The following is a 26,597-nucleotide window of genomic DNA, read 5'->3' on the forward strand; positions in this document are numbered from 1 at the left end:
ATTGGGTCTCGATGCAGGCTGGTATGACTGAATGAGGGCCAGTCATCTAACGAAGGGATCGTCGATGGCAGGAGATATGTTTGACAACCTGAGGGAAATCAACGCAACCGGTCGATTAGCACCGATCCATCCTTCAGCGACGTTAGTCGGGTTTGGCGTCAATATGTCAGATCATCACCATGAGGGAGTGATCGCCATTCCCGATGCCGAGCGGGGAGGTCATTTTGGCTGCTTGGGAACCACCGGGATTGGAAAGACCCGCTTGGTTGAATCTATTGTGGAACAGGATATCCGCAAGGGGTATTCCGTGGTCATCATGGACCCGAAGGGTGATATCGATCTGTTTTCAAAAATTGCCCAGGTGGCGGCGGAGTCAGGACGTCTTGATGAGCTGATGTTCTTGAATTCCATCTTTCCCGATAAGTCGATGTACATTGATCCGTTGGCCGATTTCTACATGGAAGATGAACTGGTCAACCATGTGGTGTCAGGGATCAAAGCCAAGGACGATTTCTATATCTCGATTGCCCACGAGGTGAGCCAGGTCATTGTGGCAGGGCTGATTAAGTTGATTCGCAGTCAAGGGGAAAGCGTCAAGATTTCCTTTTCGGACATCTATGACCGCTTGGGATTTAGTGATCTGGAGCAGTTCAAGGAGGCGCTTCGCGCCATTCCCGGGACGGATGAAATCTGCCGGCGAATCGAAAAGATCTGTCATGGGCCCGGTGTGGCAGAACATTTTCACAAGATCTCGGCATCACTCAGAACGATGCTCTCCGCGCTGACCTTCGGGAACGTCGGTCGAGTCATTGGGAAGGCACGGACCAATGAGTTTGTAAAGCGCCTGCAAGAGGGGAAGCGGGTCATCATGGTGGTGCATACAGGGAGCTTATTGACCCCGCGCGCCAGCGTCATTTTTAGTCGGGTGTTTGTCTCGATGATTCAGAGTATGGTCGGCCGATTTTTTGCGTCGGGCTTAAAGCTCAACCCGCCCTTATGTCTTCATATCGACGAAGGTCATAACGTGCTCTACACAGGGATCCAGGAGTTGTTTAACAAGGCGCGCGGTGCCAACGTGTGGATTAACTTCTATACTCAATCGAACGCGCAGATCTCGGTGGAGGTCGGTGATGATATGGGCCGGAGCATCGTGGACAATATCAACTCCTGGCTCTATTTCCGTGTGAATCATGCCGAGACAGCGCAACATGTCGAAGACAGTTCGCCGCTTGTCCAACGGCCTGAACCGATCATTTCCGTGGCGGGGCATGTGACATTGAGGATGTCAGATCAGCGATTAGTGTTGCGCGATCGGGTCATGCATCTCATGTCGCGGTGGTTCTATATGCGAACCCAAGGGCATTGGTTCAAGGGGAAGACCTTGGACTCGAGTGCGTCGTATGTGAACATCACATTTCCGATTATCGGTCCAGGGAAGGCGTAAATTAGGCGGTGTAAGCCAACAGTGCTCTGTGGAATGTGTAAGACAGTTGCTGAGGGTGGTGCTGCCTGTTTTCCTCAAAGGATTGTTTTATCGATTCTCCCAGAGTGGTAATCCGATCGGTTTGTCTTCTTTCTTCATTGGCCCCGGTTCACTGATTGATTGTTGAACACGGAGAATCATGGATCGTTTGACCAGTCCCATGAATGTGTCGTGAGAGTACACAAGAACTTCATCGGATCCGGCCAGGAGCATCTGGTCGAGTGCTTCCTGCAGCGTCGTCTGTGAGCTGACCATCAGTTCCTGCCTCAGTGGGACAACGTGTGGACGAATTGCTCCTTGGCTCGCTTCAAGCCAAGTAGGATCTTCGCGAACGTTTTGGTAATGCACTAGCCCGCTCACTGTGTCACCGTCCATCACTGGATAGACTTTGTAGCCGTGTCGCAGGAACGTGGTTTGAAGATCCTGCATGCTTGCAGTGATAGGCAAGGTCCGGACGTGGTTAGTTGGAACCATAATCTCCTGGACTGGCCTGGTCAGCTTGCTGCTTTGCTGCACGGTCTTGTAGGTCCCCGCCGCGATGATCCGCAAAACAATCCCAACGATGATGAGCCAGAATGTGTTGAATTGAAGAATGATGCCTAGCCCACCGAGCGCCATCATCCCGTTGCTGATCTGTTTACTGAGTCTCGCCATTTGTTCCGCGGCCACGGCGTAAGATCCGCCGCGTGCCCAGAGAAACGCGTGGAGGATGCGTCCTCCATCCAACGGCACGCAGGGGATCAAGAGGTTATAGGCGCCTAACATCATGTTGACCTTATAGAGTTCACGGACAATAGGATCCGCGCTGAAGCACCAGAGAATCCCCGCGAGGCCAAAGGAAAAAACCGGTCCGGCTGCCGCCACAAGCGCTTCAATTCTCGGTGTTTGTAGTTCCCGATCAAAGACGGTCCACCCACCGAGGATGTGCAGATAGATTCGTTTGATTTGGTACTGATAGCGACGGGCCACGACCGCGTGAGCGATCTCATGAAAGAGCACTGACGCGAGGATGAAGAGCGTGGCGACGGCGCCGGCCGCCCAGTGCGCTCGCATGGGCACATCCGGCAGAGCATCTTTGAACATGGCCGTGGAGAGGGCCCACGTCAGCAGGCAAAATGCGACAAGCCACGAGTAGTGAAGACTGATCGGAAAACCGAGTAAGCGAAAGTGCATGATGACCTCATAGGCGAAAAGGAATGGGGAATGAGGGGTTATGGAGCAGAAGCCACAAGGCTTCCGTACTCCCGGCCTGTTGGCGAATCGCGACCCGAAGTCGTTCGAACACAGCTGGACCCCACGAGCTCTGCTGGGCCTTCAACTGACGAAGGCACTGACGTGTAAAGCCTTGTACAGCGTTGGTGGTGTGAAACATTCTCGGGGGCAGCCCGTGAGATCCGAAGAGAAAGAAACGGAGCGTGGGTTGGATGGCGAGATCACCCAAGATCATGTCGGTGCCCAACCCTGCATTGATTCCATCGATCCAGGCTTCATAGAGACGGGTCGTCTGTGGGGTGGCCAGGTTGATAAGCAGGAGGATCAGGAGGACATGTTCGACCTGAGAGAGGCCTAAGCGCAGGGTGACGGTCAGGGGATCAATGACCAAACTGCTATGACGGGTGTCTTCTCGAATCAGCAGGGAGGTTTCATCCGGTGCGTGCCGGGGACGGTAGCGTGATAAGGGCACGGCGCCGGGCTGGCTATGCCGAATGATTGCCGTGGGGTCTCGCGGATGGTCAGATCCCGAGTCGTTCATCTCGAGATACAGCATTAGGCCTTGCCTTGCTTCGTACGCCCGCGTTTGACCGTCGCGCCGTGTTTATCTTTCAACAAGGCCGACACCTGTGAGAGTTCACTCTCGAGCGACTGCATGCGCGCTTGGAGCTGCTCCTTGTAAGATTTCGGGGTGCCATTTGTATTGATGGGAATGGTATCTCCCGGCGTGACAAGTTCCCCTTTCCATTCACTGGTGACTGTGTGAAAGGACCATCGTCCTTTCGCAATGTGGTCGATCGTCCCTGCGCCGGCGAGATAGCTCATCACGGGCATCACGTCATTCATCTCGTCGCACATGCAGACCATGATGAGGTAGCCTGTCGGCGCGACCAGATTGAAGGACCGAAACTCCCGTGTCTTACTTCGGCCACGGCTCGTTTCAATGATCTCCCCGACATTGGCGGTAAACACACACTCGTTGTGGGCATAAAAGCGCCCGGTCGGCGTGGTGTCTAATGGAAAGAAGTCCCGGTTCAACGATTTCCTGCTCGGGTCCCATGTGACGCGAGCGACAAACAGCCGGTCGTTCCGGAAACTTGTGGCTGTGAAGCGAAAGCGAAAGGTCATGGCGGTGGTCATCGCCCCTCCGCGGCGTGGAGTGCGGTGAGGGTGGGTTGTGGGATGCTGCGAATGAATCGGCACGGTTGAGTGAGGATTTGCTGGGCGCCGTGGTGGTAGTGCTCGACGGGATACAACATCGTCAGCTGATCTTTCGCCCGAGTGACCGCGACATAGAACAAGCGCCGTTCTTCTTCCAGGACGGGTTCGTCGTACCAGCTTCGAACCGGGGGAAATTGTCCGTCCAAGAGCCAGATGACAAAGACCACTTTCCACTCCAGTCCCTTCGCGCTGTGGATGGTGGAGAGGGTGAGGTGGCCGTCCTTCTGGTCCCGGCTCCCATCTTTGCTCTGATTGGGATCTAACGTGATGTCTTGAAGAAAGACTTCGAGCGAGGGGTTGTGTCCGGCCAGTTCCGCCAGTTTCTTGAGATCGTCCATCCGGTGCTCCGCTTCGGTGCCGTAGTCACGGCGTAACAACGGTTCGTAGTGATGAAGGACCAGATTCATTCGGTCCATCACCGGGATGGTTTCGTCTTGTACGGACCGGATCACGGCCGCGAGGTTGCTGAGGGCTCGCTGTTGTTTCCCTCCGGTCTGTTCGAGCACATCCAGCGGGTGCGGGTGAGCCTCCATGGACTCAATGAGACGTTGGGCGAACTTGGCTCCTACGCGATCGATGAGTAGTAACAGGCGGTGCCAGGCTCCGGCATCGAGCGGATTGTCGGCCACACGGAGGTAGGCCAGTACGTCTTTGACGTGAGCAGTCTCTGTGAGCTGAAGCCCTCCGTATTTGACGAAGTGGAGCCGGTGCTTGGTGAGACAGGCTTCCAGTTCAAATGAGTGAGAGGAGGAGCGGAAGAGGACGGCCATGTCTTCTAACGAGACTCCTTGATTCAGGAGTTCAAGAATGCGAGTCGCGATGAATTGGCTTTGCGCGAGTTCCGATTCGCAGGTCACGAGTTCAGGCTGCGATCCATCTTCTTGCGAGGTAAAGAGCTTCTTGGGGATGAGCCCCTTGGCGTCCTGCAAGATGTGGTTGGCGACATTCAGAATCTGCTTGGTGCTTCGATAGTTTTGCTCTAAGCGGAAGATGTGGGCGTGGGGGAAGGACTTGAGAAAGCCTTTCATGCTGTCGATCATCGAACCGCGGAACCCGTAAATCGCTTGGGCATCATCTCCTACCACCATCACGTTCTGATGTTCGGACGCCAAGAGTTGGACGATCATGGCCTGTAACTCCGTCGAATCTTGGTATTCGTCGACGAGAAGCGCTTGGTAGTGGTGCGCGAGTCGGAGACGAGTGGGGGCATGAATGCACAGCAGTTTGTAGAGCAGCAGGAGAAGATCGTCGTAGTCCAGCCGATGCTGTTGCCATTTCGTATCCGTGTAGACTCTGTACAGCGCGACGAGTTGAGGAGTGTGTTCCTCGAGCCAGGGGAAATACGTGGCGACGACGTCGGGAATCGGTCGCAACATGTTGGCGGCGCGACTAAACACGGCCGCAATGTGCTGCTTTTTCGGAAAGCCGGTGCGAGACGTAAAGCCTCGTTTGCTTGCGAGAATGTGAATCAATCCAGTGGCGTCGTCTTCATCCATAATGCTGAATTTGTTGTGAAGCCCGATCGCTGCGCCATAGATCTTGAGCAAGGTGAGGCCCATTGCGTGGAAGGTCCCGCCTTGGATCTTGAGCGGTGATTGGTTCAGGAGGACTTGCGTCCGATGGATCATTTCGTCAGCGGCTTTTCGGGTAAAGGTAATCAGAAGAATCTGTTCCGGCGCGACGCCTTGATTCACGAGTCCGGCCACACGATGGATCAAGGTATGGGTTTTTCCGCTGCCGGCTCCCGCCAGCACCAATGTGGGGCCTGGGGGGGCCAGCACGACTTCTTGTTGTTGGGGATTCAGCCGTGCCGATAGTGCGATGCTTGAGGGCGTACTAAATGAGAGAGAGGACAGTTCGCGTACGGTCTCATGGGACCGTGCTGGGACCTGGGGCCATTGATGCAGCCACGCCGGCACTGGACGGCCCTCTTCGGGAGGCGCAATGGGTTGCCCTTTCCGTGTAGGGAGGAGCGAGGGATCTTGTTCAACTGAAAATAAATCATCTTTGAGCGTAGTCGCACGAAACACGACGGCCTCCATGTGGGTCACTCTTCAGGGACTGATGTGAGAAAACTATTACTTGGGAGAAGGGATCAGGGTGGTAGAGAGCTTCCGGATGTAGTCCGAGTCGCCTAGACCCAGTACGACGGCACAATGATGCGGCGTTGTGGTGTCGGTTGGCTGCCGGAAGGCTGTGAAGTATGTGCAGTTCACGCAGATCTTCCAACTGGGCATCGTGCCCTTGGAGGAAATCAGGTGCCATTGTCTTGTGAGCACGGCAATCAGGTCCGCGAGGGCCGCCGGGGAACTTTGCGGGATGAAGGCCAACAAGAACTGTGGCCAGCTCCAGAGGCGCTCGAACTCTTTCCGTCCGCGCGGGGTCATGCTGAAGACCGGTTCGCCATCGGCTGGCTCTGGTGTCGACTGGGTCAGGAAGTCGTGGTGCAGCAGGACGCACAGTGCGCCTGTGATGGCGCAATTCGAAAAGTGTGTACGAGAGGCGATCTCTCGACGTGTCAACGGATGTTCCACGTTGGCGATGATTGCTAGTAGATGGCGGGCAACTAACTCGTCGTTGGACCACCTGGGGTACTCGACGCTCCAGTTGTAGAGCGCCAGTTCGTGGAGAAGGAATATGGCTCGTTTTTGGTGGATCGCCAAGGACTCGTTTTGCGTGACGGCGTGACTCGCTGCCTCGCTCGTGGTGTGACTCTGTGTCGGTCGTTGTTGTGGTGTGAACATGATGGTCTGCTGTCCTGGTAACACAGCAAATTCTGTATCTGCAAGGGTTCATCAAAAATAGTTTCTGTAAGCCAAGGCAATCACTAGGTCTGCCAAGGGGCTCCCTGGGCCGGTTGAGGGAGATCCCTAGGTGGATGGAATCATGTCAGCGCCGCCGGCGGCCGTGTCCGTTCCGAGAACTGTTCGGTCCGATCAAGCTCAGTTTGCCGTTGTCCTTTGCTCCTGCGGTCTTTCCGCGACCAGTGCCCGACGGGACCTGTCCATCATGGTGAGGCTTGAGTGATTCTTCGATCTGTGACAGGGACTGCGCCAGCTCCTTGAGGTAACTCATGGCCTTTTCGCGATCGGCTTGCCCGAGTGCTGGCAATTTGGCGGCATAGATCGTGAGGCAATGCAGGAAGCGCTTGCTGTACTCCAAACTATTGAGCAGTTGTTCCGGTGAGAGCGTATCGGCATTACTCATGCGCTCTGCCACTACAATATGGGCGGCTTTCGCCTCTGCTGTTTGTCCGGTCACTTGATGCTCGAGAGACTCCACTTTCTCTTCTAGGTTGCTGATTGTCTGATCTCTGTCCTTCAGCGTCTTCGACAGTGTGGTATTGATCTTCCGGATTTCCGCGATCTCTTCAGTGGAATTCTTCCTGAATTCTTGGATCTGTGATTCAAGCCGAGCGATCTCCTGCCTGTGCTGTCTCATGCCTTCGTCTGAACCGGCTGGGAGGGTTGGTTTCTTCTCTCCACCAGAAGAGGTTTTGGCCCCACGGCCGTTGAGCTTGATGCGGTCTGCGCGATCGAGCCATTCCCTGAGATAATCCTCTTGTTCCTCAACAGAGGCCTGGGCGAGCCTGAGTCGCACTTCGTGCGGGAGGATAATCAGAAGTTCTTGGATGCCCGGGATCAAGCGGCTAAAGGCGGTCTCGCGCAGTGTCTTTTCCTGCTGTTGCAACCGGCGCCGGTCGCTTTCGCTCAGCTGGCGACGGTGAATGTTGTCGAACAAGGCAGAGATGCGTTGTTCGATGGTCGTCGCGATGCGACAGGGAACCTCGGGGAGGCCTGTTTCGATGGCGATATCCTGCCGATGATGTCCCGCCAGCACGACGTAGCCTCCATCGCCTTTCTCTCCCCACCGTTCAACGATTAAGGGGGTATGGATTCCGGCTATGACGATATCGTTCTTGAGGGTCTGGTATTCATCGTCCGTGAGCGGCGGAAACAGGTTTTTGTACTCCGGGCGAGTCTTGAGTTGATTGACAGGAATCATGACGCTTTCCATGTAACGCTCCCTTGGTGAAGTAAATGGTTTTGAGGTGATACACCGTGCGCGCAGGGATATGGACTCCGCGATAGTGGATGAGTCGGCAGACGTCGACGACGGCCGCCTCCGGATGTTCTCGTAAGACGTGCAGAGCAGCTTGTGTCCGTTCCGGCAGGCGATCCCACAGCGAGGCGGCGAGGTGTCGGGTGGTGGCGATGTGCTGTGCGGTACCGGACAAGTACCGCAAGGGGATCACATACGGCTGCTGACCTCGGAATCCTCCTCGTTGTTTGTGCTGAACCGTGGCGTACCACGTGGCGGGGGCGAAGGCGAGAAGCCCCCGTAAGGCGGGTGGCAGGAGTCCGTGTTGAATCCCTAGCCATCGATAGAATTGCCTCCGGCCCATCGAGACTCCCATGTGAGCGAGGAGCGTGCGAAACTCACGAATCGTGAGGTAAGTGTCCCGGAGTCCGATTTGCTCAGGGCGTGCGCCCATCCCCAGCTCGTCACAAAGTTGAACGGCTAGAGAGCGTAGGTTCTTCACACACAACTCCGATCGACAGTCATCAGATGTTCGGGGATGTCATACTCAGCCGACTCTCCGTCTGTGGGGTCGGCGTGTTCCTCTCCTTCAAAGAGGGGGACGATGCGAGACACGGAACGCGCCTCATAGCCGTTGGCTTTGATTTCACGTCGTCGCTTCAAGTAGACGGTCCAGGGCAATGTCTCGATCAAGCGGTCATGCCGATCGCGAATCTCGACGAGTTTGTTTTTCCCGGTCACTTTCTTTTGGAAGAGTTTTTGGAGGTAGCGGAAGAGGAGACTTCGAAAATGTGCCCGCCCTCGCGAGAAGTCCCAGTTGGCGGCACAGTCGATGACGGCCAAGTATCCTATCTGGGTGAAATCGTCTTTCTCGAAGGCGCGGTCGAGCGCAAAGGCGTTGTACCGAAACGCCATATAGTGAATCAGCTTTTTGTTCTCTTCGTACAATTCGAGGATGAACGACTCAGAGAGTTCTGGATCGGCGGGAATGCGGTGGGGAGCCGGTGTGGCAACTGATGCATGGAGACCCATAACCAAATCCTCCTTCTTGACGGACTGACTACGACATTAATAAAGGGAGCATCCGTTCACTGAACAACGAGAGTGAGCGAGAGCGACTCCGTTCGAGATGTTTGTGCACGTAGCTGTGAGCGCAAGCCGCGAGAAGTTCGCGTGAGACGAGTTCTCGATGAGGGCGTTGGCGTTTGGGGGCTTGCTGAAGGCAGAGCGTGAAGAGTGTCGTCAAGGGCGGAACGGAAGGAAGTTGATCGGTCGTGATGAGTTTGCGGAACCAGACTTCGTTGACACGAAGTGCTTGTGCAAACTCGCGGAGTGTGAGTTGGATCTCCTGTTGGATGGCTTCGATGATTTGCTGGGGCGCGCGCTTTCTCGCCATGTCATCTCCTTAGTAACTGTCGGCGACGGGCCTTCGATAGGGTAACAATGCTGTTACCTATACAGGGTAACAATGCTGTTAATAAAAAGTAAACAACTAACTAGTCATTACCGGATAAGACGAAATGTTTTTTCTGATTGACAGGGAAATTGAAGTAAATTATAAGAATAACATCAGCTGATTAGGGATATGACTAGGATGGTTAGGCTCTAAACTAGTCCTGACGGAAAATGGCATACGCACCCATAACAATATTGTTACCTATAGCTGGTCACAATCCTGTGAGTGGTCAGGAATTCCTGTGAGAGGGTGGTGAGTGAAATGGCGGAACCTACGATTCACTTCTTAGTGAAGCAAGCCCGGGAGCGGGCTCATCTTACACACCGTCAACTGGCTGCTCGTCTGGGATGTGCCCACAGCCACATTATTCAAATCGAACGAGAAGTTGCCCTGTCTCGGTCTGGTACCGGGGATGGCGGCAAGCGGGGCAAGACCGAGAAGGGGCTCTTGCCCAGTGCGGAACTGATTCGGAAAATTGCTGAAGTCTGCGCGCGCAACAAAGAGGAAGAACAGGTCCTGGTACAACGCCTGCTCCTCGCACGTTCGCGTGAGGTGGTTCCTATTGAGATCCGTCCTTTTGTCTCTGAGCAAGTCTTGCTCCCGATGTCAGAACGTTTCCGAACGCGGGTACTGGCCGATGTGGCTGCGTCGGGGCGTGGCTCTCTTCAGGAAATAGGCGTGCGTCTTGGGGTGGGAGAGCGATTAGAGCTGGTGTTATCCGGAGTAGGTCGCTTGTCGGCGCTGGAAGTGGCAGGGCTTGCGAGCCAGCTTGGTCAGTCGGTTGAGGAGTATTTGCTTATGGCGGACTACGTTTCGGAACGCGCGGGTCGTTTATTTGCTCAGTATCCTGGCTGTATTAGTCTGTTGGAAATGTTGGTTCAGTTGAAGCCCGAGACGAAACAGGAAATTGAGCAGTTTCGTGTTGCGATGGAAAAGCTCTCTCAGAAATCTACGTCCCCAGTCGTGGCAGGCTAACACTTCCTTCTCCCTTCTCATGAATCCTGATTTGAGTGTGGGCGAGCATACGAAAGCATTGTGTTCTTCAGCTCAGAGTGGATTTGATTCTAACAACAAGTGTGACAGAGATAATGGTCATCTGTGAAACAGCTGGCTTGTTCGCCTCCTTGTAATAGCCGTGGGCTATACGTCGTGCAGGGGAACAATGGATCTCGGATGCCGGGGACCCTAAGCGTCGGTGGCCCTTCTTGGGGGAGCCTACCCGTGGCACGCAAAGAGGCAGCGACTGCGTCAAACCCGTTGTCTGATTGTCATTATTTCTGGTACCCCGTGCAGCATGGTGTTGCGCAACTGAATGTGCAGTGAGGTGCTGTGACTGATGGTCGGATGATCTGGGAGAAGGATGGGAGGGGGGATGGATGATCCGCTACATTTGATAGATACGGCCGATGAAAATTCCGCCTAAGACGCCTCCTCGAAGAGAAACCAGAATGAGTTGCAAATAGATGCCCACGGCATTCTTGTTTTCGTGAATCGTTATGTTTGATCTGGTCAAGGCAGTGCAAAATGGCCTGACCAGATCGGTTCCATTGATCGTGGATTGTCGCTAAAATTCTGCCCCTTCAGGTGGCGGGGTAGGAAGGGGCGTTGTTGAATTGACTGCTGCTGGAAGTACGATCTCTTCTTCTTTCACAATGTCGAAGGCAGAGAAATCCCCAGCCTGAAGTTGATTGATCAGGTTTGATGCTTGTTTGATCGTGTAGCCTTGCGTGTGTTCTGTCACTTGGTCTTGCGGGATCTTCATGGACCCAGCGAGTCGACAGAGGAAATCGAACTGCGCCTGGGACATGGTTTTGGGTTCCCTAGGTTCAAGCCTTTCCATTGCATTCCCTTGTAGTGTGGAGTGAGCTGCTTTCAAGGAAGTAGTATCGGCTGGAGAGTTTCCGGTCGTGGATGGAGTTGACTGTGCCAATTCACTTTCTGTCTGCTGAGCTTCCTGCGCGGTGGTCGTGGTGTTTGTGGCTTGAGTGGAGGACAGTGTCATGACTTCAGGCAAGTCCTCTTCCGCCACAATCTTGGCATCTGTATCCGCTGCGGGATTGATGTCCAAGGGGTCCTGGATCTCGATTGATTTCAGTTTCTTGAGAACGGTGGCGGTTTCCTGCTTCAATTGCCTGCTTTCTTCCAGTGTGCCCTCATATCGAAGGACCAATGGGTAGTGCGTTTCGGATCGGTTTTCTCGGCGCCGCGTGAGAGGAACACGGCGGAGCTTGAGCGGGATATTCGCGATGCGCCCGAATGTCATGTAGAGGAATTCGAAGTAACTGTTGATGCTCGGGATACTGTCCTGATTGCCCGTGTCGATTTGGTACAGTCCCCCGGATCCTACCTTGGGTAGCATAACCATGAGGTTGGCACGCGCCCGGCATTTCCGCTGATCATAGAATTCGCATGTACAAGCTCGCGGTTCCCATTTGAATCGCTCGTTTAACCGCGAGGCTTGTTCGCCGTTGCCGATGCATTTCAGCAACTGGTTCTCTCCGTACAATTTGAGGGCCTGTGGAAACATTTTCGTTTCATCATCGGAAACGAAAATGATGTCCAGTTCTGTTGGCTTGGGTCCATAGACGTGTTCGACTTCCGATGGCACGACGAAATAGGGAGTCTCCTTGGGGTAGAGGCCGTCTTTCCCATTTACTCTCACCCCGAGTTTAATGCGTCCGATGACAGGCACCCTGCGTCGGTCCGAGAGCCCTTTGATTCTGTGGAACGGGATGAATGTGCTGATTCGTGCGTCTTGGGTCTTGAGTGCTTCGCCCATGGTGATCTCCTTCCGTGAGGGAATGAATGTTAGCTAGCCAGGGATTCGGTTTGGTTCCTCTGTTTGCGTTTCAGAGCTTTTTCGTGGAAGCGGTACACCTCTAATTCTTCCTTTTTCCGGGTTGTCTTCGATCGTTCGACGAGATCGGTCGGCAGCAGGCTTTGGTCAAGCCGTTCTTCTGTTGATTCATTGATGGCGAGGACATAGCCTTGACCCTGTGCTCGTTGGATATGTTGGCTCGTGAGTTCCAGTTTCAATAATTGTTTGATCTCTTTGAACCGCTTGTTTTTAGGTTTCAGCTCAGCCTCCAATTTCAGATATTCCTCGATCGTCGGAATCAGCTCCGTGCGTAATTCCGCAATTCCAGTCAGGGGTTGACGGACAAACCCCTCCCAGCACTGCGTCCGGTATGGACAGTAGTGGCAGTGGTAGGAATCGTCATTCTCGAATGGTCGGGTAGGGAGTGTTCCAAATTCTCGGTGTGTTTCGATCTGGTCGAATTTGGTCATGGCCTGCTTGTACAGACCGATGAACTCCTGGTTGGGAAATGTGTGCTCGCCGTTGGAATGGATGGTCTCTACGACGGTTAACCGGTCGGCGTCGGTGTCGTACCGCAGGCGGAATTCAAGAAAGGCGCTTTGATTCTTGTTCTTAATGAGGAGGAGGCACTCATTGATTTCCGGGTTGATCCGTTGTACCCCGGTTACGTACATCGCGCATTGAGTGAAATGGTTGATGGGATAGTCGCCGTTGGAGAACCGGGTAAAAGTGAAGTGTTCATGACCCTTGAGTTCGAGCAGACGGTCGACACCGAGCAGATCGGTCACGATGCCATCGATCGCGCCGTTGATGTCATAGGTCTGGCCATTCCAGGTCGTCGTGCCACAGGTGACGCGCAGTTGGCGGCTATGCAATTGAAAGACGGTTTTCTCGATCCAGTTCAACACGAGCTCTTCGTGCCAAGTCCCGTCGTCCAACACGACAAGGAATCGTCCATGGGGATCCTTGCCGGCGATCTCATTGGCTTGGTACGAAAGCTTTCTGATGCAGATCTCTGGCCCGGCGTTGGAAGGACGTGGTCGATAGGGCCACTCTTCGTAGCCCATCGCGGCAATGGGATGGATCAGTTCAGCAAGCATTGGTTGATCCTTGGTGAAAATGGTTGGGAAAGGCCACGACAGAGATGGAGTGGCGCGGCCAGGATTGAGCTGGAGGGGTCTAAGGGTGTTCTGGGAGGGATCGATGTTCTGTTAATTGCAAGATTCATTTCCTCGGGTGATGAATGTTGCAAATCATGGGAAGAAAAAGGGGATTACTCCATGACAGGGGACGTGACGATAGCCGGATATGTCACGATGATTAGGTCGACGATCCGAACAACTGCCAATGGGTCATGGTGAAACGGAAGATTCGTGTCTTTGTTTCTCGGGAGTTTGGAGAACTGTCGGTCGCTGCCAGACATATTGTTTGGTGTATCAAGGAGGAAGAGATATGTCGGACGAGGTGTATGAATCGCGTGGAGCAATTGAAGTGGTCCTGGACGAATTTGTGACGACCCTGCGAGAGAACCCCCTTCAGACGTTGAACTATGCCTGGTTTGAAGGTGTTTCCGACTGGCTCTTGGCCCTGAAGCCTGAGAATGCCTATGTGTGGTTCTATCGATTAAGCCAGGAACTTGAGCGGCATAGTGTGGTGCACGGTTGTCATGCCAATGAAATCTTGATCGCGTTGATGGAACGGAAACTCTATGGTCTCCAGGTTCGGTAAGTTAGCCGCGTTACAGCGGATAATGGGGCTCCGTCGTCGATTGAAGCCGGCGCGTTGGAAGCAGGTTCCGTCTCATGTGAAACAAGCGGACCCTCCTCCGACCGTGGAGCTGTTTGGTCAGCCGCCCGTCCTGGAATTGCCAGGGCGACTACCGTCAGGCAAGAATCAGGTTGGCGTGGCCTGTGGAGAATCGGGACAACAACGGTATTCAAACACGGGTTTAAGGCATGCGTTAAAGATGTAGAAAAGGAGATTCTGTTGCAACCGCGCCAAGCTCGCAGGCGTATGCCAACAATAATTTGGTGACCGTGGAAGTGGAATATGTGCCCGGCGATCTGCTCACTCGTGATGTGCCGGGAATTGAGGACGCGCTCTGGCACTTATTGGAGCGATCACGGGTCTTGCTGAATGATCGCTGCCCGGTGAATGTGATGTGGAAAGCGGCGTCCTCAGACCGTGACTCCCTCGTGTGCGTGTGATGATCCTTCCGGCCTCCTGGTCGCTGCGGTGTGAGGTGATTGACCCTCAGCGTGATGTGCCAATACTCGTCCTGAAGTAACGGATTAGTAGTACTTCACTGTTCGCCTTCCTCGGCTCGTCCGTATTACCTCAATAGATCGATTCTCTTTTATCATTTCCGACTGAGGGTTTGATGAAACAGACATTGTCTGTTGTTGTGCTGTTTGCCGTGTTGCTGACTACAGCGAGTGTCCCTTCTCCGGCATGGAGTTTATCTATTGTGAATTTGAATTCAGGCTATGGGACGAGTCTGGATGACGCGTATCCGGTTCCAAAGGGAACGTTTGCCGCGCAATCGGCTCTTCGGACCGACCTCACGGAGAACGCAGTTGGTACCAAAGTAGGACGATTACGGGCCACGCATGATATCCGCCTGGGTGTGGCGGAAGATATTGAGTTCACGGCAGGTGGAACATCATTGCGAGGGTCTTTGAATCCTGCGACGGTCGAGGATCCGCGCTCCTTTAGCTTAGGAACAATGGTTCGCTTTTACAAACAACCAGAGCCAGGAGATTGGAAGCCGAGTACCGCGATTCGAGTGTCGAGCTCTATTCCTTTTCAGGGTGATCGGAAGAACCCCACTTTGAGAGGCACTCTTGTGACCTCCTGGAATGTACGCCACAACTGGTGGATTAGCGGGAATGTTTGGTATGAAGTCGTTCCTTCATTCCAACCTGGTCAATGGATTCCTGCTAGAACGAGCCTCTTTGGCGTCAATCTGGGGGCCGTCAAAGCTCTCGATGAGTCTTCAGCTGTCGTTCTTAATGTCCGCGTCATGCAGGATCCGCTCAAAACAGATTCGATGATAGTCGCTCCCGAACTGGGTTACCTGGTGGCTCTGGACAAGAAGTGGCAGCTTAGCTTGGGGGTGAATCGAGATTTTCTGGGAACGACAGGTCAGGCCATTGTCCGTGGAATGGCGGGTCTGACCTTTACATGGTGAACGTCATGTCTGATACAGTTTCCGATGCTGCGACGGGAGGTGTTATACGCTGCGATTACCAGGGCGAAGGAACGGTTTGTCTCTATAGGCTCACTAAGGCCTTTCATGTTGCGGTAAAGAACCCTGAGTCTCTTCATCGTCACAGCGGACTGTTTCGCGAGTTGCCATCTCCCTCTCACATCCCTGCTCCATCGGTCATTCACTGCGCTCTTTAGTTTTCTGCTTTCGATGTTCCCGTTGTCGTAGGTCCCAATCCGTATAACTTCAGTGTGACTATAAGCGCTGCTGTTATTCGGCAAATTCATCAGAGCGATCATCGGCTCAGGGGGTGCTGAGAGGGACTATGTCGACAATGAGTTCCCGCTATTCCGTTGGACAGGGTATTGGGATGGTTGCAGGAGTGTGTGCGGTACTCTCTCTGACTTCTTGTCTCGCTCCCACCAGGAGTGACTTGGCTGATCGGATCAATGTGTGCGGGCAACAGTATAAAGCGAAGGCGACGGTGGTCACGGTCGAAAAGCAGCCCCAGTGGCTGATTACGGAACCGCGTACCTGTGTCGATCACCCTGTGTTGAGTCCTCAGCCACAACCACGAGGTGAGGCTATGAAGAAACAAGAATTGGCTCCAATCAAGACGGTCGTGATGGGCGTTCTTCAGGGGCTGCCTCGCTTTGTTCCGCCAGGACAAAGTATCCCTGCCGCGGGTATTGCCGTTGTGGCTCCTGTCCTCCCCGGTCCTGTCCAGCAACCCCTGGCTCCTATGGGTGGTGGACAGGGTCCATCGATGCGTACTTGTGAAAATGGCAGCGAGGTTGTGCGTGAGGTGATTCAGTTTGCTCTGGGGTCGAACGTGATGACTGAGTCTGAACGCGCCAAACTTGCCCGATTTCATGGAATCCCTGTCTCGTATTTCCATCTTGAAGGGTTCACTGATCCAACCGGATCCGTGGCGATGAATGAGACGCTGGCGATGGAACGAGCACGAGGGGTTTCACGCGCCTTATCCGAAGTCGTGGGGAAGCAAATGCGCATCGAGGTCAGTGGCCGTGCTGGCTGCTGTCACAAATCGACCGACGCTACAACGCGGCGGGTGGAAGTGACAGGTGTCATATGGAAGCCTTGTCAGCCATTGATCACGTCTGTTCCGTCCGTGAAGCCGACGAATATGGTGTCACCTATTGAGCATAAAGGGGGGACTCCTTCTATGGCCAAGTAGCAGGCGTGCGCTTCCCATTTGGTTTGGTGCCTGTGAAGACAAACATAATCCGAAACGTTCCACACCAAATGGAGAAGTACGTCTAAGGAGGACATCCATGAAAACGATCAGCAAGTACGCAAAAAAAGTTGGGTCAGTGGCAATGGTTCTCGGCATGGTCATGTTCGCCAGCTTCGTGGTGCTGGCAATCCCGGCTCATGCCGGTGCGGATGCCACATTCACGCCGCTGGTGACGTTGGTGACCAACTACATGCAGGGTTCGCTTGGCCTGTTGCTCGCCCTTGCGGCGGCCACCTATGGGCTGGTGTCGGCCATCGCCGGCCGCTGGGGCGCCATGTTCGGTGGGTTCGGCGTAGGAGCGGGATTCTTCTACGTTCCGACGATCCTTCCGACCATCGTGACGGGATTGCTGTAAGGGTTCGCTGAGATGGAGCGGCTGCGCGCCGCCTGGTTTCTCGCTACGGTGGAGACACCGGATCGCTGGGTCAACGATAACTGCACTTCAAACCGATACGTGCGTCTGGGGAGGGCGTTCATGAAAACGATCAGCAAACATGTAAAGAAATTCGCGTCGATGGCGATAGTTCTCGGCATGGTCATGTTCGCCAGCTTCGTGGTGCTGGCAATCCCGGCTCATGCCGGTGCGGATGCCACATTCACGCCGCTGGTGACGTTGATCACCAATTATATGCAGGGTTCGCTCGGTTTGTTGCTCGCCCTTGTGGCGGCCACCTATGGGCTGGTGTCGGCCATCGCCGGCCGCTGGGGCGAAATGTTCGCCGGGTTTGGCGTGGGAGCCGGATTCTTCTACGTTCCGACGATCATTCCGACCATCGTGACGGGATTGCTATAGCCGGTATTGAGATGGGGCGGCCGGGCCGCCCCATCTTTCTTCCCAAGGAGGGACTGCTGTGGGTACCTTTATCCCGAGATACATGGATGCGCTTCCCCAAATTCTTTGGTGGGAGTTGGATGAACTGGTGATTCTCTTTCTGTCTTTTTTCCTCGGTCTGATTACACGCCAGCTCACCACGCTCTTGATCGTCGGTGTCATTAGCACATTCATTCTTGCGAAGCTCAAGAACGGCAAGAGTGATGGCTTTATTTTTCATTTGGCCTATTGGTATGGCGTTCCGTCTTTTGCGATCAAAGGCGTGCCTTCAGGGGCGATTCGGGAGTTCGTTGAGTAGGAGACTGTGATGAAAATCGAACTGTGGAAATCATTGTTGCATACCAGGCAGATGCTCATCGTGTTTATGGCGTTGATCATCCTTCTATTGTCTGGTGCGTTGGTAACCAACGGCATCTTTCGAAGCCATGAAGTGCTTCACATCGTGCCGATGCAGATTCAGCAGGCGTACTCGGCGAGTGCCATGGATGGGGATGAACAGTATCGGAAGGCCATCGCGCTCTCGCTATTGCCATGGATTGCCAATGTCACTCCCGCGTCAGTCGAATACACCCATAAATTGTTCATGAGTTATGTCCCTCCAGATTTGTACGGGGTCATGGGAGAGTCGCTCGGAGCTGAAGCGGTGTATGTGAAGAAACATAACTTGAACCGAGTGTTTTTCCCAACAGCGACTCGGGTGAGCGGAGACGAAATCATCATTCAGGGAATGGAGCGCCGGTTTGTTGGCAAAACTGAAACCCAAGAGGAAGAACGTGAATATCACATCAAGCTGCGTTTTCAAGACTGGAAGCCGTGGGTTGTTGCTGTGCGTGGTATCCATCTGGATCGCACTAACAACGCCGATGGAAAGTCTGGCGAGTCAGAGGCTGGTCATAACGGGTGACAGTCCGCAGCAGATCGTCCTCTCCAGTCGTGATCTGAACGTGCTTGTGTTTCCCAGCCAGGTCACGAGCGCTGTGACCTCAAAGACGGACCTCCAGGCTGACAAAGATGGTCGGAATGTGATCGTCCGTGCGCGAACCGGGCCTGCCGATTTAATCATCACGGCAGGTTCCCTCACCTACGTGTTTGAAATCACTGTTCGGCCTGCGCTGAGCGCGCAGATGATCAATATCGATGACTTTCGCGGTGCCGCTATGGATCGTGACGCGGATCCGATCCGACATGCAGCTGACTACCAAGATGGGTTACTCGAAGTCATTAACCTTGTGGCGAAGGGTTCGATTCCAAAAGGTTACTTTGCCTCGACGATCCCTCAAGAATTTTATCCCAAGTGGCTCGAACTCAAAGTGTTGAATGCGGTCGAGTACAGAGGGCCGAAGTACCGTGTCACCGTCTATGTGCTCGAGAACATCGCGCAGACCAAGTACACGATTCGTCAGCCTGAATTCTACACCGGTCGTCAAAAAGCCATTGCGCTTGATCGTCAGGTTGTCGAACCGGGTGAGCGTGTAGAGATTCTGATTACCGATGATACGCCTCCTATTCGAGAAAAGGCGGCACCGAAGATCGATCCAGATTCCAAGAACTAGTTTGGGAGTAGGGGGGAGATTTGCACCATGACGACCTTATCCGGACAGACTGGCCCGGTGTTACAGCCGGGCGATCCCATCAAAGCGGAAAAGACGACCCCATCGTCGAAAACCTTAGTGACCGCGGCTGTGGTGATCGGATTTGTTGCCCTGGCGATCGTACTGAGTCAATTTCGTACTCCGCCCGATGCTGTAGTCGCGACAAAGGCACCAAAGACGATCTCTATTGATACTGAAAAGGTTGACAAGGAGATCTTCCTCAAACAGGCCGGTTCCCGGATTGAGGCGTTGGAAGTAGAGAATGATGTGCTGCGTCGAACACTGGATCTTGACCATAAAACTCAAGATGAGATCAGAAAACAGATCTCTGATTTATCAAAGCAGATCGGGAGTGTCCAGCGTTCCGGCGGAGTGACATTCGCGCCCGGCGATGGTAAGGGCGCTCGGCCGTCCGGCATGCCTCCGCTGCCGCCTCCATTGGCCCCTGGAGGGGCGTCTGTACAGCCAGCGGCCTTTCCTCTTCCGAAGGGTGGTGTACCTGGTGCACTTCCAGCAGGGCGTCCGGGCGCAACGGGTGTTCAGGCCGGTGGGGCCGTTGACCTTCCACAAGATGGGATCCGTGTGCTCTTTAAGACTGATCCTGCGACGGTGAAGAAAGCCTCTGAGAAGAAACTGTGGTTGAACACCGGCGCGATTATCCCGGTCAAATTGTTGTCCGGGATGGATGCCCCCGCGAAAACTGCGAGTGGGGCCGGTGCTGGTGGAGCCTCACAAAACAGTCCCTATCCCGTGTTGATGGTCGTTCGGGATCTCATGAAGCTCCCGAATGAAGTCATGGTCGATGCTCGTGAGTGTTTCATCCTTGGTGAAGGGGTGGGGGAACTCTCGAGTGAGCGTGTGCAAATACGAGGTACTGCGATCTCGTGTGTCAAGCAGAATGGCGAAGCCGTCGACCTTGATCTGAGAGGATTCGTCAACGGTGAAGACGGCAAGCTCGGCTTGCGCGGCCGAGTCGTGATGAAAGAGGGTGCATTACTGGGTCGGACGCTACTGGCTGGTTTCGTTTCAGGGATTTCACAGGCATTTATGCCGTATCAGCAAGGGTTCGTTATCGCTCAAAGCCCCAACCAGGCATTTAATCTTCCTTCAGCCGGTCCGCTTGCCATGGCCGGGGCAGCGGGCGGCATGGGACAAGCGGCTCGGTTTCTCGCCCGACATTACAGCATGATGGCTGCCTCGGTCTTTCCGGTGATCGAGATCGATGCCCAACGTGAGGTGGACTTCATTGTCGGGACTGGTCGCGAACTGGTGGATTACTTCCTGTAACGGCGTGAGTTCGTCGGGCAGTCATTATTGAAGGGGGTTCATATGTCGACAACAAAAAGAGTGGGTGTTGGATTGACAGTCGCGGTGATGGTGGTCTGTGAGGTCATCGCATTCGGTCAAGTTTCCCAAGGGAGTGAACGGAGTGATGTACCGCAAATGCTCCAATCCACAATGGAACAGAAGTTTCCGGGAATGAAACTGCGTCGCGTGGCGAAGACTGAAATCCCGAGTTGGTATCTCGTTGAGACTGAGTCGGATAGTCCGGAAGGGCTGTGGTACGTCCATGAGAGTGGTCGGTATGTGTTAGCAGGCGGGATGTTTGACATTCAACTTGGTCGCAACGTGACTCAGGAATATCTGAGAGAGCGGGAGCGCAGAGTGCTTGATTCACTGGATCTGAGCAAGACGATCCTCCTCCAGCCTGAGTCCCCGAAGATTACAAAACCTCTTTTAGTTGTCGATGATCTGGACTGCCCGGTTTGTCAGAAGCTGCATCCGGAAATCAAGAAGCTGGTTTCCTCAGGGATTCCTGTCGCCGTTCTGCTGCATCCCCTGACCACGATTCACCCCGATGCCTATCGGAAATCAGTGGCGGTCTGGTGTTCTTCTGACCGTGCTGCCTCGCTGGATAAGGCCTTGACTGCTCAGCCTATCGAGAATCCAGCACAGCTTTGTCAGCATCCGGTTGATGACATTTTGAAGTTTGGCCGGCGCCTCAAATTGCACAAGACTCCTACTGTGTTCCTGCCGAGCGGTCAACGTCTGGAAGGATTTGTCTCAGCAGAGCAATTGTTATCGATGCTTCAACTCGATGCGTCCAAACCGTGATCTGAGGCTGTGTTTGTCCTCAAAGGAGTAACGTCCCATGATGTCCTCTCGCAGGCAAGTCAATCTTCTGGGCTATGAGTCCATGCACCAGTTCTTCTTTCCGGTTGTGAAGGGGCTCGCCCTCCTCTTGTTGGGGACATTGACTGCGTGCGGAGGGGGGTACCAATCAGATTTCTCGTGCAAAGGCTACCCGGATCAGGCGATTTGCGAATCGGTTTCCATGGCGTATGCGAATCGGTTTGATAAACCGGCAATGGTGACTGAGAAACATGGAGGCAATTCCTCATCTGATCATGGGGATTCGAAAGCTGCGCAGGATCTCCCGTTGCCGGTGAATGGCGCCTTTGCTGGTCGAGCGGAATCCTTTCTCGGCAAGCCGATCGTGACCCCTGCGAAGACTCTCCAGGTGTGGATCGCGCCATGGCAGGATGCGAAGGGTCGTCTCCACGAAGCGACGATTGTCTATCAAGTGGTAGAAGGTCCCCGATTTGTTTATGGACATCAATTTGGAGGCAAGGGAGCAGCCGCGTCATCCTATGGTCGATCTCGCGAGTTTATCCCTCGGAACTCCCGAATGGTGGAGCCGCCGAGTACTCGCAATCGTGCGGGTGGTCCGGCTACGGCTTCAGGTTTGTCGGCGGTTCAATCTCATGAGCCAACCGGAGGTCCAACGGGTGGAGCGGAACATCCGCCTACGATGTCTCCTCTGCCACAGGGTTTGCCGCAAATGCCGGTTCCTGGTGGGGCGTCTCCGTACATGCTGGAGGATGGACCCCTGGGATTACCGACAATGCCATAAGTTGATCGTGGGAAGTCGTGGGGGGGCCTCCATTGTTATGGGCTAAGAACAAGAAAGGTAGGACATGTCGACCATACTAGAAACTCGCGTGAAACAGACAGTTGAGCGGACCTCGTTGAGTGAATGGCTTCCCTATGAGGCTTACGACGAGAAGAATCGTGTCTATCGAATGGATGATGGCCGCATCGGAATCCTATGGGCCAGCCGACCGATCTTAGGGCTTGATGAAGGGCGGATTCAAAAGCTGACCAACTTGTTTGAGTCGGATCTTCCTATCGGAACCACCTTTCAATTCATGCTCCATGCGTCCCCTATAATCGAACCGTGCTTGGATCAGCATGTGGTGCTTGCCGAACGGGGGACTCAGAGCCCCGAACATCATGCTGCTGCCCGTGCCAAGAAGGAGTTTTATCTGCACGCGAGAGATACATCTCTGATTCCAAATCCTCCCCTAAAGCCTCGTGACATCACACTCTATGTCTCCATTACGATGCCGGTAAAGGATATCAATCCTGATGGGTGGGACGAAGAATCGGTCTATCAGGCCTTAGATGGGATCGAAGAACAGCTTCGCACGATGGGACTGTTGCCTCAGCGTGTACCTCCGCTCCAGTTTCTCTGGCTACTTCATGTCTTATTGAATCCCGGCCATTCATGGAACGATCGTCCCCCTGGCTACTCAGATGAGATTCTCCTTCGTGATCAAGCCGTGCGGTTGGATACGGTGATGAACGTCAAAACCAAAATGCTGGAACTTGACAATAAATTCGTCAAGACCATGACCATCCAATCGTGGCCCCTTCATTGGCACGGAGGGCGTAATCGGGAGTTCATCGGTAGCTTGATGAAGCTGACCGATCAGCTCATTTGCCCCTTCTTCATCACATTAAACGTACTGAAGTTGGATCAAGTTTCAGAAAAGGCACGATTCAACAAGAAACATCTGGTGATCTCCAATCAAGCTAAAGGGTTGTTTCTGAACCTCATTCCCGTGTTTCGCTCAAAGCTCGAACATTCCAATGCGATGGCGGTAGAGATCGAGAATAGTCGTCAGTTTATTGGCCAGTTTTTCCAAGTGGCGATCTATGCCGATTCTCCTCGGCAGGCGCAACAACAAGCGGACTCCATGAAGTCCATCTATCGCGCGATGGATATCAATCTTCAGGACGATTTCTTCATTGGCTTGAAGATTTTCCTCTGCGGCCTGCCGATGGCGTTGCCTTCTGACGCCAAGCTTTTGCGGGATGGGTTGCGCCGACTCAAGACGGTGCACACCGCTGTTCCCGCGCATTGTGCGCCATTGGTGGGGGATTGGAAGGGGGGCGGCTCCCCGGTCCTCTTATACACGTCCCGCTCCGGACAGGTTGTCTCACTCGATCTCTTTGCGAATCAACAAGGTAATTATAATTTTTCGGCGATTGCGACGTCCGGTGCCGGAAAGTCGTTCTGGATGAATGACTTGATCGAGAACTATCTGCAGGTGGGTGGGCGTGGATGGATTATCGATGCCGGGTATAGCTACGTCAAACTATGTGAACTTCGCAAGGGCCAGTATATCCAATATGCGAAGCAAGGGGCGAAGCTGTGTTTCAACCCATTCTCCAAGCTCGTGCATTGGGGTGATGGCTCCAGCGCCTATGACGATGATTATGCCGATGAGATGGAGCGAGCAAAGGATCGTGCAGATGAATTCTGGTCGTTGGTTGCGATCCATGCCCAGATGGTGAGTCCGTCGCAGAAACTGAACGATGTACAGATGGCCCTCCTCGAGGAAGCCATTCAGTTCGTCCTTCAGGACGAAGGCAATAGTGGAACGCCCACGCACGTAATGATGCGTCTTCGAGAATCGAAGGATGATCGCGCACAGGATATGGCGTTAGTTCTGCAGAAGTTTTCCAAGGGCGGTATGTACGAGCATCTGTTCAATCGGGTGAACAATATCAATTTTGAAAATGATTTGGTGGTGATGGAGATGGACGGGCTAGGAGACCAGAAAGCTCTAGGCTCTGTCCTCCTGCTCTCGGTCCAGATGAGCATTCAAAGCGCCATGTTTGAAAAAACGAATAAAGGACGCCGTAAGTTCTTGGTCATGGATGAAGCGTGGGATCTCCTCTCGGATGGGGGAAACTGCGGTCCGTTTTTCGAAAAGGCTGTGCGCCGGGTCAGAAAATATGGGGGATCGATTGGAACCATTACCCAGAACATTGATGACTATGACGTGAAGATGAAGGAAGTCGGGATGGCTCTGTTGGGGAATTCCGATTTCAAGCTCCTACTGAAGCAACATCCCGAGAGTATCGAAAGCATGCGGCGTACTGGAAAGATCAAGCTGAACGATTTCGAGTATTCCCTTTTGGAGAGCGTGGACCGGGGAAGGGGATATTCGGAGATCTTTGCCATCACGCCCTTTGGTCGAGGTGTTGTCCGCCTGGTGGTCCCACGACAGACCCAGTTGCTCTACACGACCGATCCCGATGAACTCCATATGATTGCACAGGTTCGAAAGGAACATGGCGAGGATCTGAGTATTACCGAGGTCATCAAGATCATGATTCAAGAGGAACACCGTCGGAGCGGTCAATCAGCGCGGACTACTTAGTTGGTGCCGTCTGGGAGGAATGTGATGAATGCAGATATGGTTGTCACGCAACCCAAAATACAGGTAGCCGGCAGGATTACTCGCTGGATCGATGAGCATCCTCGTGTGTTTTGGGGAATGGTCTTTGTCTATGCGGCGATCTTTACGTTGGCCGCTATTTCTCCTTGGTATCAAATTCATATGCGAGATCAGGAGAGCTGGCCGTTTCATACGGTGTTCTTGATTAAGAAGGGGAGGTTGCCTGAACGCGGGGAGTTGGTAGCTTTCCAGCTACGGGAGGAATACGTCGAGCGCATTGAACCCCATGCTCCGAGAACACAAATACCCGTGAATACGATGTGGATGAAGCGAGTCTTGGGTATGCCTGGGGATCGGGTGGATGTTGTTGAGAATCAAGTGGTGATCAACGGACAACCGGTTGCGTCTGGACTCGGTCGTGATCGTTTTGGTGTTCCGATCTACCTCACGAGTTTCCGCGGGGAGATTCCACTACATCAGTATTATGTCTCTCTTCCTCATCCGCGGTCTTTTGATTCGCGATATTACGGGATGGTGAAAGAAAGTGACGTGATCGGTCTTGCAGTTCCCTTGTTCTAGTCTATCTCGTAAACCTGGGTGTGGGACTTGTTTCGGGGATTCTTCGCCCAGGCGATTCGGCCTCTTGCTCTTACGCCGGGGCACGGTCTTACAGTTCTTGATCATAGCTACATGTCCACGTTGTTCTAGGAGGTTCGTTCAATGATGCCGCTGCATCTCCTTGTAGCCAATCTGGTTCTGGGTCTCGGTATTGTTTCTTCCTGGCCGGTTCTGGCTGGGCAAATGACTCCAAGTCAAACACCATCAGAAAAGACCCATCAACAGATCGCTTCTGAAATTGCGCGATATTCAAGGCAGCACGTACAGCAGACGATGCCGTCGAAAACACCGAAAGAGATGCGGAAGGATGGCGTGTATTTGCTCGTGTCGTTCTCAATGCCTGAAGAAACTCTCAAAGAGTACTTCCGTCAAGCAAAGCAGCTGGGCGCGCGTGTGCTGATTCAGGGCCTGGTGAACAATTCCTTTAAGGAAACACAGACCCGAATCATGCGGATTTATATGACAGCTGAAAATCAGCCCGATGAGTCGACACATGCCGGTATCGCCATTGATCCTGTGATATTTCGGAAAGCGTCCGTGTCGGGAGTTCCAGCGTTAGTCTTTTGGTCTGAGGATCATTATTGGATGGCCTCAGGGGCGGGGAGCGTTGAGTACTTGCTTCGTGTGCTTGCGAGACATGATCGGCAATTAGATTCTTGGGTGGGTTGGTTAGAGCGGCGTCAGCAGGGCTTTTTGCAAGGAGGGCCAACGACAGAACCCAGACCGAAGCTTCCTGCGATAAGTGCGAATTACAAGGTCGCGGGTGAATACCAAACCTTCCAGATTGCTGAGCGGGACATGATCACAATGATGAAGGAAGGCATTGCGAAGGTTGACTGGGAGAAGGTGAGACAACACGAAGAGGAGATTCTCAAGGGGAAGCTTCATCGGGGACCAGGGCTGAAGATCCCTGATGCTCAATCACCCAGGACCTTCCTCGTCGATATGACCATGGAGTATCCGGAAGACATTACAGATCCGACGTCCAAAACAATCTTGGTGAAGGCAGGCGCTCGTGTCAATCCGTTACAGAAGGTGAAGTGGCCTTATGCGATGATCTTTCTCAATGCCGACAATCAGGATCAGGTGCGTTGGGCTCGACGGTATCTCGATGCACACGATCGGATGTATGTGAAGGTGGCTGTGACCGAAGGGGATATTGCTGAAGCGATGAAGGCGCTTGAACACCGGGTCTATTGGGCCGATACGTATCTGCTGCAACGGTTTGGTGTGGTGGCCGTGCCCAGTGTGGTCAAGCAAGAGGGGGAACGGTTGAAGGTACAGGAGTATGCGTTGCGATGATGACCCAAGCCGTGAATGAACCTAG

At 53.6% G+C, this 26,597-nt stretch carries 28 protein-coding genes; 17 read left to right on the forward strand and 11 right to left on the reverse strand.

All coding sequences use genetic code 11. The features are described from left to right. The first annotated feature begins 64 nt into the window (after nucleotides 1-64). Nucleotides 65-1,444 carry a type IV secretion system DNA-binding domain-containing protein gene (locus P0119_13500; protein MDF0667074.1) on the forward strand — a complete coding sequence of 460 codons (1,380 nt, stop codon included), beginning with the start codon at nucleotides 65-67 and terminating at the stop codon, nucleotides 1,442-1,444. 87 nt (nucleotides 1,445-1,531) lie between these two features. Here the strand turns inward: P0119_13500 and P0119_13505 are convergent, their stop codons facing one another. The 9 genes from P0119_13505 to P0119_13545 all read right to left on the reverse strand — a co-directional run bounded on the left by P0119_13505 (nucleotide 1,532) and on the right by P0119_13545 (nucleotide 9,353). Next, nucleotides 1,532-2,656: a site-2 protease family protein gene (locus tag P0119_13505; GenBank protein MDF0667075.1), complete on the reverse strand. Its 1,125-nt coding sequence runs from the start codon at nucleotides 2,654-2,656 to the stop codon at nucleotides 1,532-1,534. Between the two features lie 7 nt (nucleotides 2,657-2,663). Beyond that, nucleotides 2,664-3,236, reverse strand: coding sequence for a hypothetical protein (locus P0119_13510; GenBank protein MDF0667076.1), 573 nt, complete (start codon nucleotides 3,234-3,236; stop codon nucleotides 2,664-2,666). Between the two features lie 14 nt (nucleotides 3,237-3,250). After that, nucleotides 3,251-3,835: a hypothetical protein gene (locus P0119_13515; GenBank protein ID MDF0667077.1), complete on the reverse strand. Its 585-nt coding sequence runs from the start codon at nucleotides 3,833-3,835 to the stop codon at nucleotides 3,251-3,253. Then, a complete protein-coding gene (locus P0119_13520) occupies nucleotides 3,832-5,946 on the reverse strand; it encodes an ATP-dependent helicase (protein ID MDF0667078.1) in 2,115 nt (704 codons plus the stop codon). The genes P0119_13515 and P0119_13520 overlap by 4 nt, the downstream gene beginning before the upstream one ends. A 48-nt stretch (nucleotides 5,947-5,994) precedes the next feature. Then, a complete protein-coding gene (locus P0119_13525) occupies nucleotides 5,995-6,660 on the reverse strand; it encodes a hypothetical protein (protein ID MDF0667079.1) in 666 nt (221 codons plus the stop codon). A gap of 145 nt (nucleotides 6,661-6,805) precedes the next feature. Then, on the reverse strand, nucleotides 6,806-7,933 hold the full coding sequence (locus P0119_13530) for a ParB N-terminal domain-containing protein (GenBank protein MDF0667080.1): 1,128 nt from the start codon (nucleotides 7,931-7,933) through the stop codon (nucleotides 6,806-6,808). Next, nucleotides 7,851-8,459, reverse strand: coding sequence for a hypothetical protein (locus P0119_13535; GenBank protein ID MDF0667081.1), 609 nt, complete (start codon nucleotides 8,457-8,459; stop codon nucleotides 7,851-7,853). The genes P0119_13530 and P0119_13535 overlap by 83 nt, the downstream gene beginning before the upstream one ends. Then, nucleotides 8,456-8,989, reverse strand: coding sequence for a sigma factor (locus P0119_13540; protein ID MDF0667082.1), 534 nt, complete (start codon nucleotides 8,987-8,989; stop codon nucleotides 8,456-8,458). The genes P0119_13535 and P0119_13540 overlap by 4 nt, the downstream gene beginning before the upstream one ends. A gap of 28 nt (nucleotides 8,990-9,017) precedes the next feature. Further along, the gene (locus P0119_13545; GenBank protein MDF0667083.1) at nucleotides 9,018-9,353 is read right to left on the reverse strand and encodes a hypothetical protein; all 336 of its coding nucleotides are present in this window, start codon (nucleotides 9,351-9,353) and stop codon (nucleotides 9,018-9,020) included. Nucleotides 9,354-9,674: 321 nt separating this feature from the next. Here P0119_13545 and P0119_13550 point away from each other — a divergent pair, with 321 nt between their 5' ends. Then, on the forward strand, nucleotides 9,675-10,388 hold the full coding sequence (locus P0119_13550; protein ID MDF0667084.1) for a helix-turn-helix transcriptional regulator: 714 nt from the start codon (nucleotides 9,675-9,677) through the stop codon (nucleotides 10,386-10,388). Between the two features lie 589 nt (nucleotides 10,389-10,977). Here the strand turns inward: P0119_13550 and P0119_13555 are convergent. Continuing rightward, a complete protein-coding gene (locus P0119_13555) occupies nucleotides 10,978-12,192 on the reverse strand; it encodes a hypothetical protein (GenBank protein ID MDF0667085.1) in 1,215 nt (404 codons plus the stop codon). Nucleotides 12,193-12,221: 29 nt separating this feature from the next. After that, on the reverse strand, nucleotides 12,222-13,331 hold the full coding sequence (locus tag P0119_13560) for a PD-(D/E)XK nuclease family protein (GenBank protein MDF0667086.1): 1,110 nt from the start codon (nucleotides 13,329-13,331) through the stop codon (nucleotides 12,222-12,224). A 352-nt stretch (nucleotides 13,332-13,683) separates the two neighbouring features. Here P0119_13560 and P0119_13565 point away from each other — a divergent pair, with 352 nt between their 5' ends. From P0119_13565 to trbC, 15 genes are all read left to right on the forward strand, one after another. Next, nucleotides 13,684-13,959, forward strand: a complete 276-nt coding sequence (locus P0119_13565) for a hypothetical protein (protein ID MDF0667087.1) — start codon at nucleotides 13,684-13,686, stop codon at nucleotides 13,957-13,959. A 302-nt stretch (nucleotides 13,960-14,261) separates the two neighbouring features. Then, nucleotides 14,262-14,438 carry a hypothetical protein gene (locus tag P0119_13570; GenBank protein MDF0667088.1) on the forward strand — a complete coding sequence of 59 codons (177 nt, stop codon included), beginning with the start codon at nucleotides 14,262-14,264 and terminating at the stop codon, nucleotides 14,436-14,438. A 173-nt stretch (nucleotides 14,439-14,611) separates the two neighbouring features. Beyond that, nucleotides 14,612-15,421 (forward strand): hypothetical protein, encoded by an 810-nt coding sequence (locus P0119_13575; GenBank protein ID MDF0667089.1) that lies wholly within the window; start codon nucleotides 14,612-14,614, stop codon nucleotides 15,419-15,421. Between the two features lie 343 nt (nucleotides 15,422-15,764). Continuing rightward, nucleotides 15,765-16,637: a hypothetical protein gene (locus P0119_13580; protein MDF0667090.1), complete on the forward strand. Its 873-nt coding sequence runs from the start codon at nucleotides 15,765-15,767 to the stop codon at nucleotides 16,635-16,637. A gap of 97 nt (nucleotides 16,638-16,734) precedes the next feature. Beyond that, nucleotides 16,735-17,052, forward strand: coding sequence for a hypothetical protein (locus P0119_13585; protein ID MDF0667091.1), 318 nt, complete (start codon nucleotides 16,735-16,737; stop codon nucleotides 17,050-17,052). A 120-nt stretch (nucleotides 17,053-17,172) separates the two neighbouring features. After that, nucleotides 17,173-17,490 (forward strand): hypothetical protein, encoded by a 318-nt coding sequence (locus tag P0119_13590; GenBank protein MDF0667092.1) that lies wholly within the window; start codon nucleotides 17,173-17,175, stop codon nucleotides 17,488-17,490. A gap of 58 nt (nucleotides 17,491-17,548) precedes the next feature. After that, the gene (gene traL, locus P0119_13595) at nucleotides 17,549-17,827 is read left to right on the forward strand and encodes a type IV conjugative transfer system protein TraL (GenBank protein MDF0667093.1); all 279 of its coding nucleotides are present in this window, start codon (nucleotides 17,549-17,551) and stop codon (nucleotides 17,825-17,827) included. Between the two features lie 9 nt (nucleotides 17,828-17,836). Next, nucleotides 17,837-18,433 (forward strand): TraE/TraK family type IV conjugative transfer system protein, encoded by a 597-nt coding sequence (locus P0119_13600; protein MDF0667094.1) that lies wholly within the window; start codon nucleotides 17,837-17,839, stop codon nucleotides 18,431-18,433. After that, nucleotides 18,393-19,082, forward strand: a complete 690-nt coding sequence (locus tag P0119_13605; protein ID MDF0667095.1) for a type-F conjugative transfer system secretin TraK — start codon at nucleotides 18,393-18,395, stop codon at nucleotides 19,080-19,082. Before P0119_13600 ends, P0119_13605 begins: the two co-directional genes overlap by 41 nt. A gap of 27 nt (nucleotides 19,083-19,109) precedes the next feature. Further along, on the forward strand, nucleotides 19,110-20,408 hold the full coding sequence (locus tag P0119_13610; protein ID MDF0667096.1) for a TrbI/VirB10 family protein: 1,299 nt from the start codon (nucleotides 19,110-19,112) through the stop codon (nucleotides 20,406-20,408). A 42-nt stretch (nucleotides 20,409-20,450) separates the two neighbouring features. Then, nucleotides 20,451-21,236: a DsbC family protein gene (locus P0119_13615; GenBank protein MDF0667097.1), complete on the forward strand. Its 786-nt coding sequence runs from the start codon at nucleotides 20,451-20,453 to the stop codon at nucleotides 21,234-21,236. A gap of 37 nt (nucleotides 21,237-21,273) precedes the next feature. Beyond that, a complete protein-coding gene (locus P0119_13620) occupies nucleotides 21,274-22,035 on the forward strand; it encodes a TraV family lipoprotein (GenBank protein MDF0667098.1) in 762 nt (253 codons plus the stop codon). 64 nt (nucleotides 22,036-22,099) lie between these two features. After that, nucleotides 22,100-24,634 carry a TraC family protein gene (locus P0119_13625; protein MDF0667099.1) on the forward strand — a complete coding sequence of 845 codons (2,535 nt, stop codon included), beginning with the start codon at nucleotides 22,100-22,102 and terminating at the stop codon, nucleotides 24,632-24,634. 24 nt (nucleotides 24,635-24,658) lie between these two features. Further along, the gene (locus P0119_13630) at nucleotides 24,659-25,231 is read left to right on the forward strand and encodes a S26 family signal peptidase (protein ID MDF0667100.1); all 573 of its coding nucleotides are present in this window, start codon (nucleotides 24,659-24,661) and stop codon (nucleotides 25,229-25,231) included. A gap of 141 nt (nucleotides 25,232-25,372) precedes the next feature. Next, nucleotides 25,373-26,572 carry a type-F conjugative transfer system pilin assembly protein TrbC gene (gene trbC, locus P0119_13635; protein MDF0667101.1) on the forward strand — a complete coding sequence of 400 codons (1,200 nt, stop codon included), beginning with the start codon at nucleotides 25,373-25,375 and terminating at the stop codon, nucleotides 26,570-26,572. Nucleotides 26,573-26,597: the final 25 nt, after the last annotated feature.

The organism is Nitrospira sp., from assembly GCA_029194665.1.
Lineage (GTDB): Bacteria > Nitrospirota > Nitrospiria > Nitrospirales > Nitrospiraceae > Nitrospira_D.

Bases quoted from the DNA above. Each gene is read 5' to 3' on its own strand.
- P0119_13500 (MDF0667074.1), top strand. From the start codon at position 65: ATGGCAGGAGATATGTTTGACAACCTGAGGGAAATCAACGCAACCGGT.
- P0119_13545 (MDF0667083.1), bottom strand. From the start codon at position 9,353: ATGGCGAGAAAGCGCGCGCCCCAGCAAATCATCGAAGCCATCCAACAG.
- P0119_13605 (MDF0667095.1), top strand. From the start codon at position 18,393: ATGGAAAGTCTGGCGAGTCAGAGGCTGGTCATAACGGGTGACAGTCCG.
- P0119_13555 (MDF0667085.1), bottom strand. From the start codon at position 12,192: ATGGGCGAAGCACTCAAGACCCAAGACGCACGAATCAGCACATTCATC.
- P0119_13610 (MDF0667096.1), top strand. From the start codon at position 19,110: ATGACGACCTTATCCGGACAGACTGGCCCGGTGTTACAGCCGGGCGAT.
- P0119_13585 (MDF0667091.1), top strand. From the start codon at position 16,735: ATGAAAACGATCAGCAAGTACGCAAAAAAAGTTGGGTCAGTGGCAATG.
- P0119_13620 (MDF0667098.1), top strand. From the start codon at position 21,274: ATGATGTCCTCTCGCAGGCAAGTCAATCTTCTGGGCTATGAGTCCATG.
- P0119_13615 (MDF0667097.1), top strand. From the start codon at position 20,451: ATGTCGACAACAAAAAGAGTGGGTGTTGGATTGACAGTCGCGGTGATG.
- P0119_13530 (MDF0667080.1), bottom strand. From the start codon at position 7,933: ATGGAAAGCGTCATGATTCCTGTCAATCAACTCAAGACTCGCCCGGAG.
- P0119_13630 (MDF0667100.1), top strand. From the start codon at position 24,659: ATGAATGCAGATATGGTTGTCACGCAACCCAAAATACAGGTAGCCGGC.
- P0119_13550 (MDF0667084.1), top strand. From the start codon at position 9,675: ATGGCGGAACCTACGATTCACTTCTTAGTGAAGCAAGCCCGGGAGCGG.
- P0119_13575 (MDF0667089.1), top strand. From the start codon at position 14,612: ATGAAACAGACATTGTCTGTTGTTGTGCTGTTTGCCGTGTTGCTGACT.
- P0119_13540 (MDF0667082.1), bottom strand. From the start codon at position 8,989: ATGGGTCTCCATGCATCAGTTGCCACACCGGCTCCCCACCGCATTCCC.
- P0119_13505 (MDF0667075.1), bottom strand. From the start codon at position 2,656: ATGCACTTTCGCTTACTCGGTTTTCCGATCAGTCTTCACTACTCGTGG.
- trbC (MDF0667101.1), top strand. From the start codon at position 25,373: ATGATGCCGCTGCATCTCCTTGTAGCCAATCTGGTTCTGGGTCTCGGT.
- P0119_13580 (MDF0667090.1), top strand. From the start codon at position 15,765: ATGTCGACAATGAGTTCCCGCTATTCCGTTGGACAGGGTATTGGGATG.
- P0119_13590 (MDF0667092.1), top strand. From the start codon at position 17,173: ATGAAAACGATCAGCAAACATGTAAAGAAATTCGCGTCGATGGCGATA.
- P0119_13600 (MDF0667094.1), top strand. From the start codon at position 17,837: ATGAAAATCGAACTGTGGAAATCATTGTTGCATACCAGGCAGATGCTC.
- P0119_13625 (MDF0667099.1), top strand. From the start codon at position 22,100: ATGTCGACCATACTAGAAACTCGCGTGAAACAGACAGTTGAGCGGACC.
- P0119_13560 (MDF0667086.1), bottom strand. From the start codon at position 13,331: ATGCTTGCTGAACTGATCCATCCCATTGCCGCGATGGGCTACGAAGAG.
- P0119_13565 (MDF0667087.1), top strand. From the start codon at position 13,684: ATGTCGGACGAGGTGTATGAATCGCGTGGAGCAATTGAAGTGGTCCTG.
- P0119_13525 (MDF0667079.1), bottom strand. From the start codon at position 6,660: ATGTTCACACCACAACAACGACCGACACAGAGTCACACCACGAGCGAG.
- P0119_13515 (MDF0667077.1), bottom strand. From the start codon at position 3,835: ATGACCACCGCCATGACCTTTCGCTTTCGCTTCACAGCCACAAGTTTC.
- P0119_13510 (MDF0667076.1), bottom strand. From the start codon at position 3,236: ATGAACGACTCGGGATCTGACCATCCGCGAGACCCCACGGCAATCATT.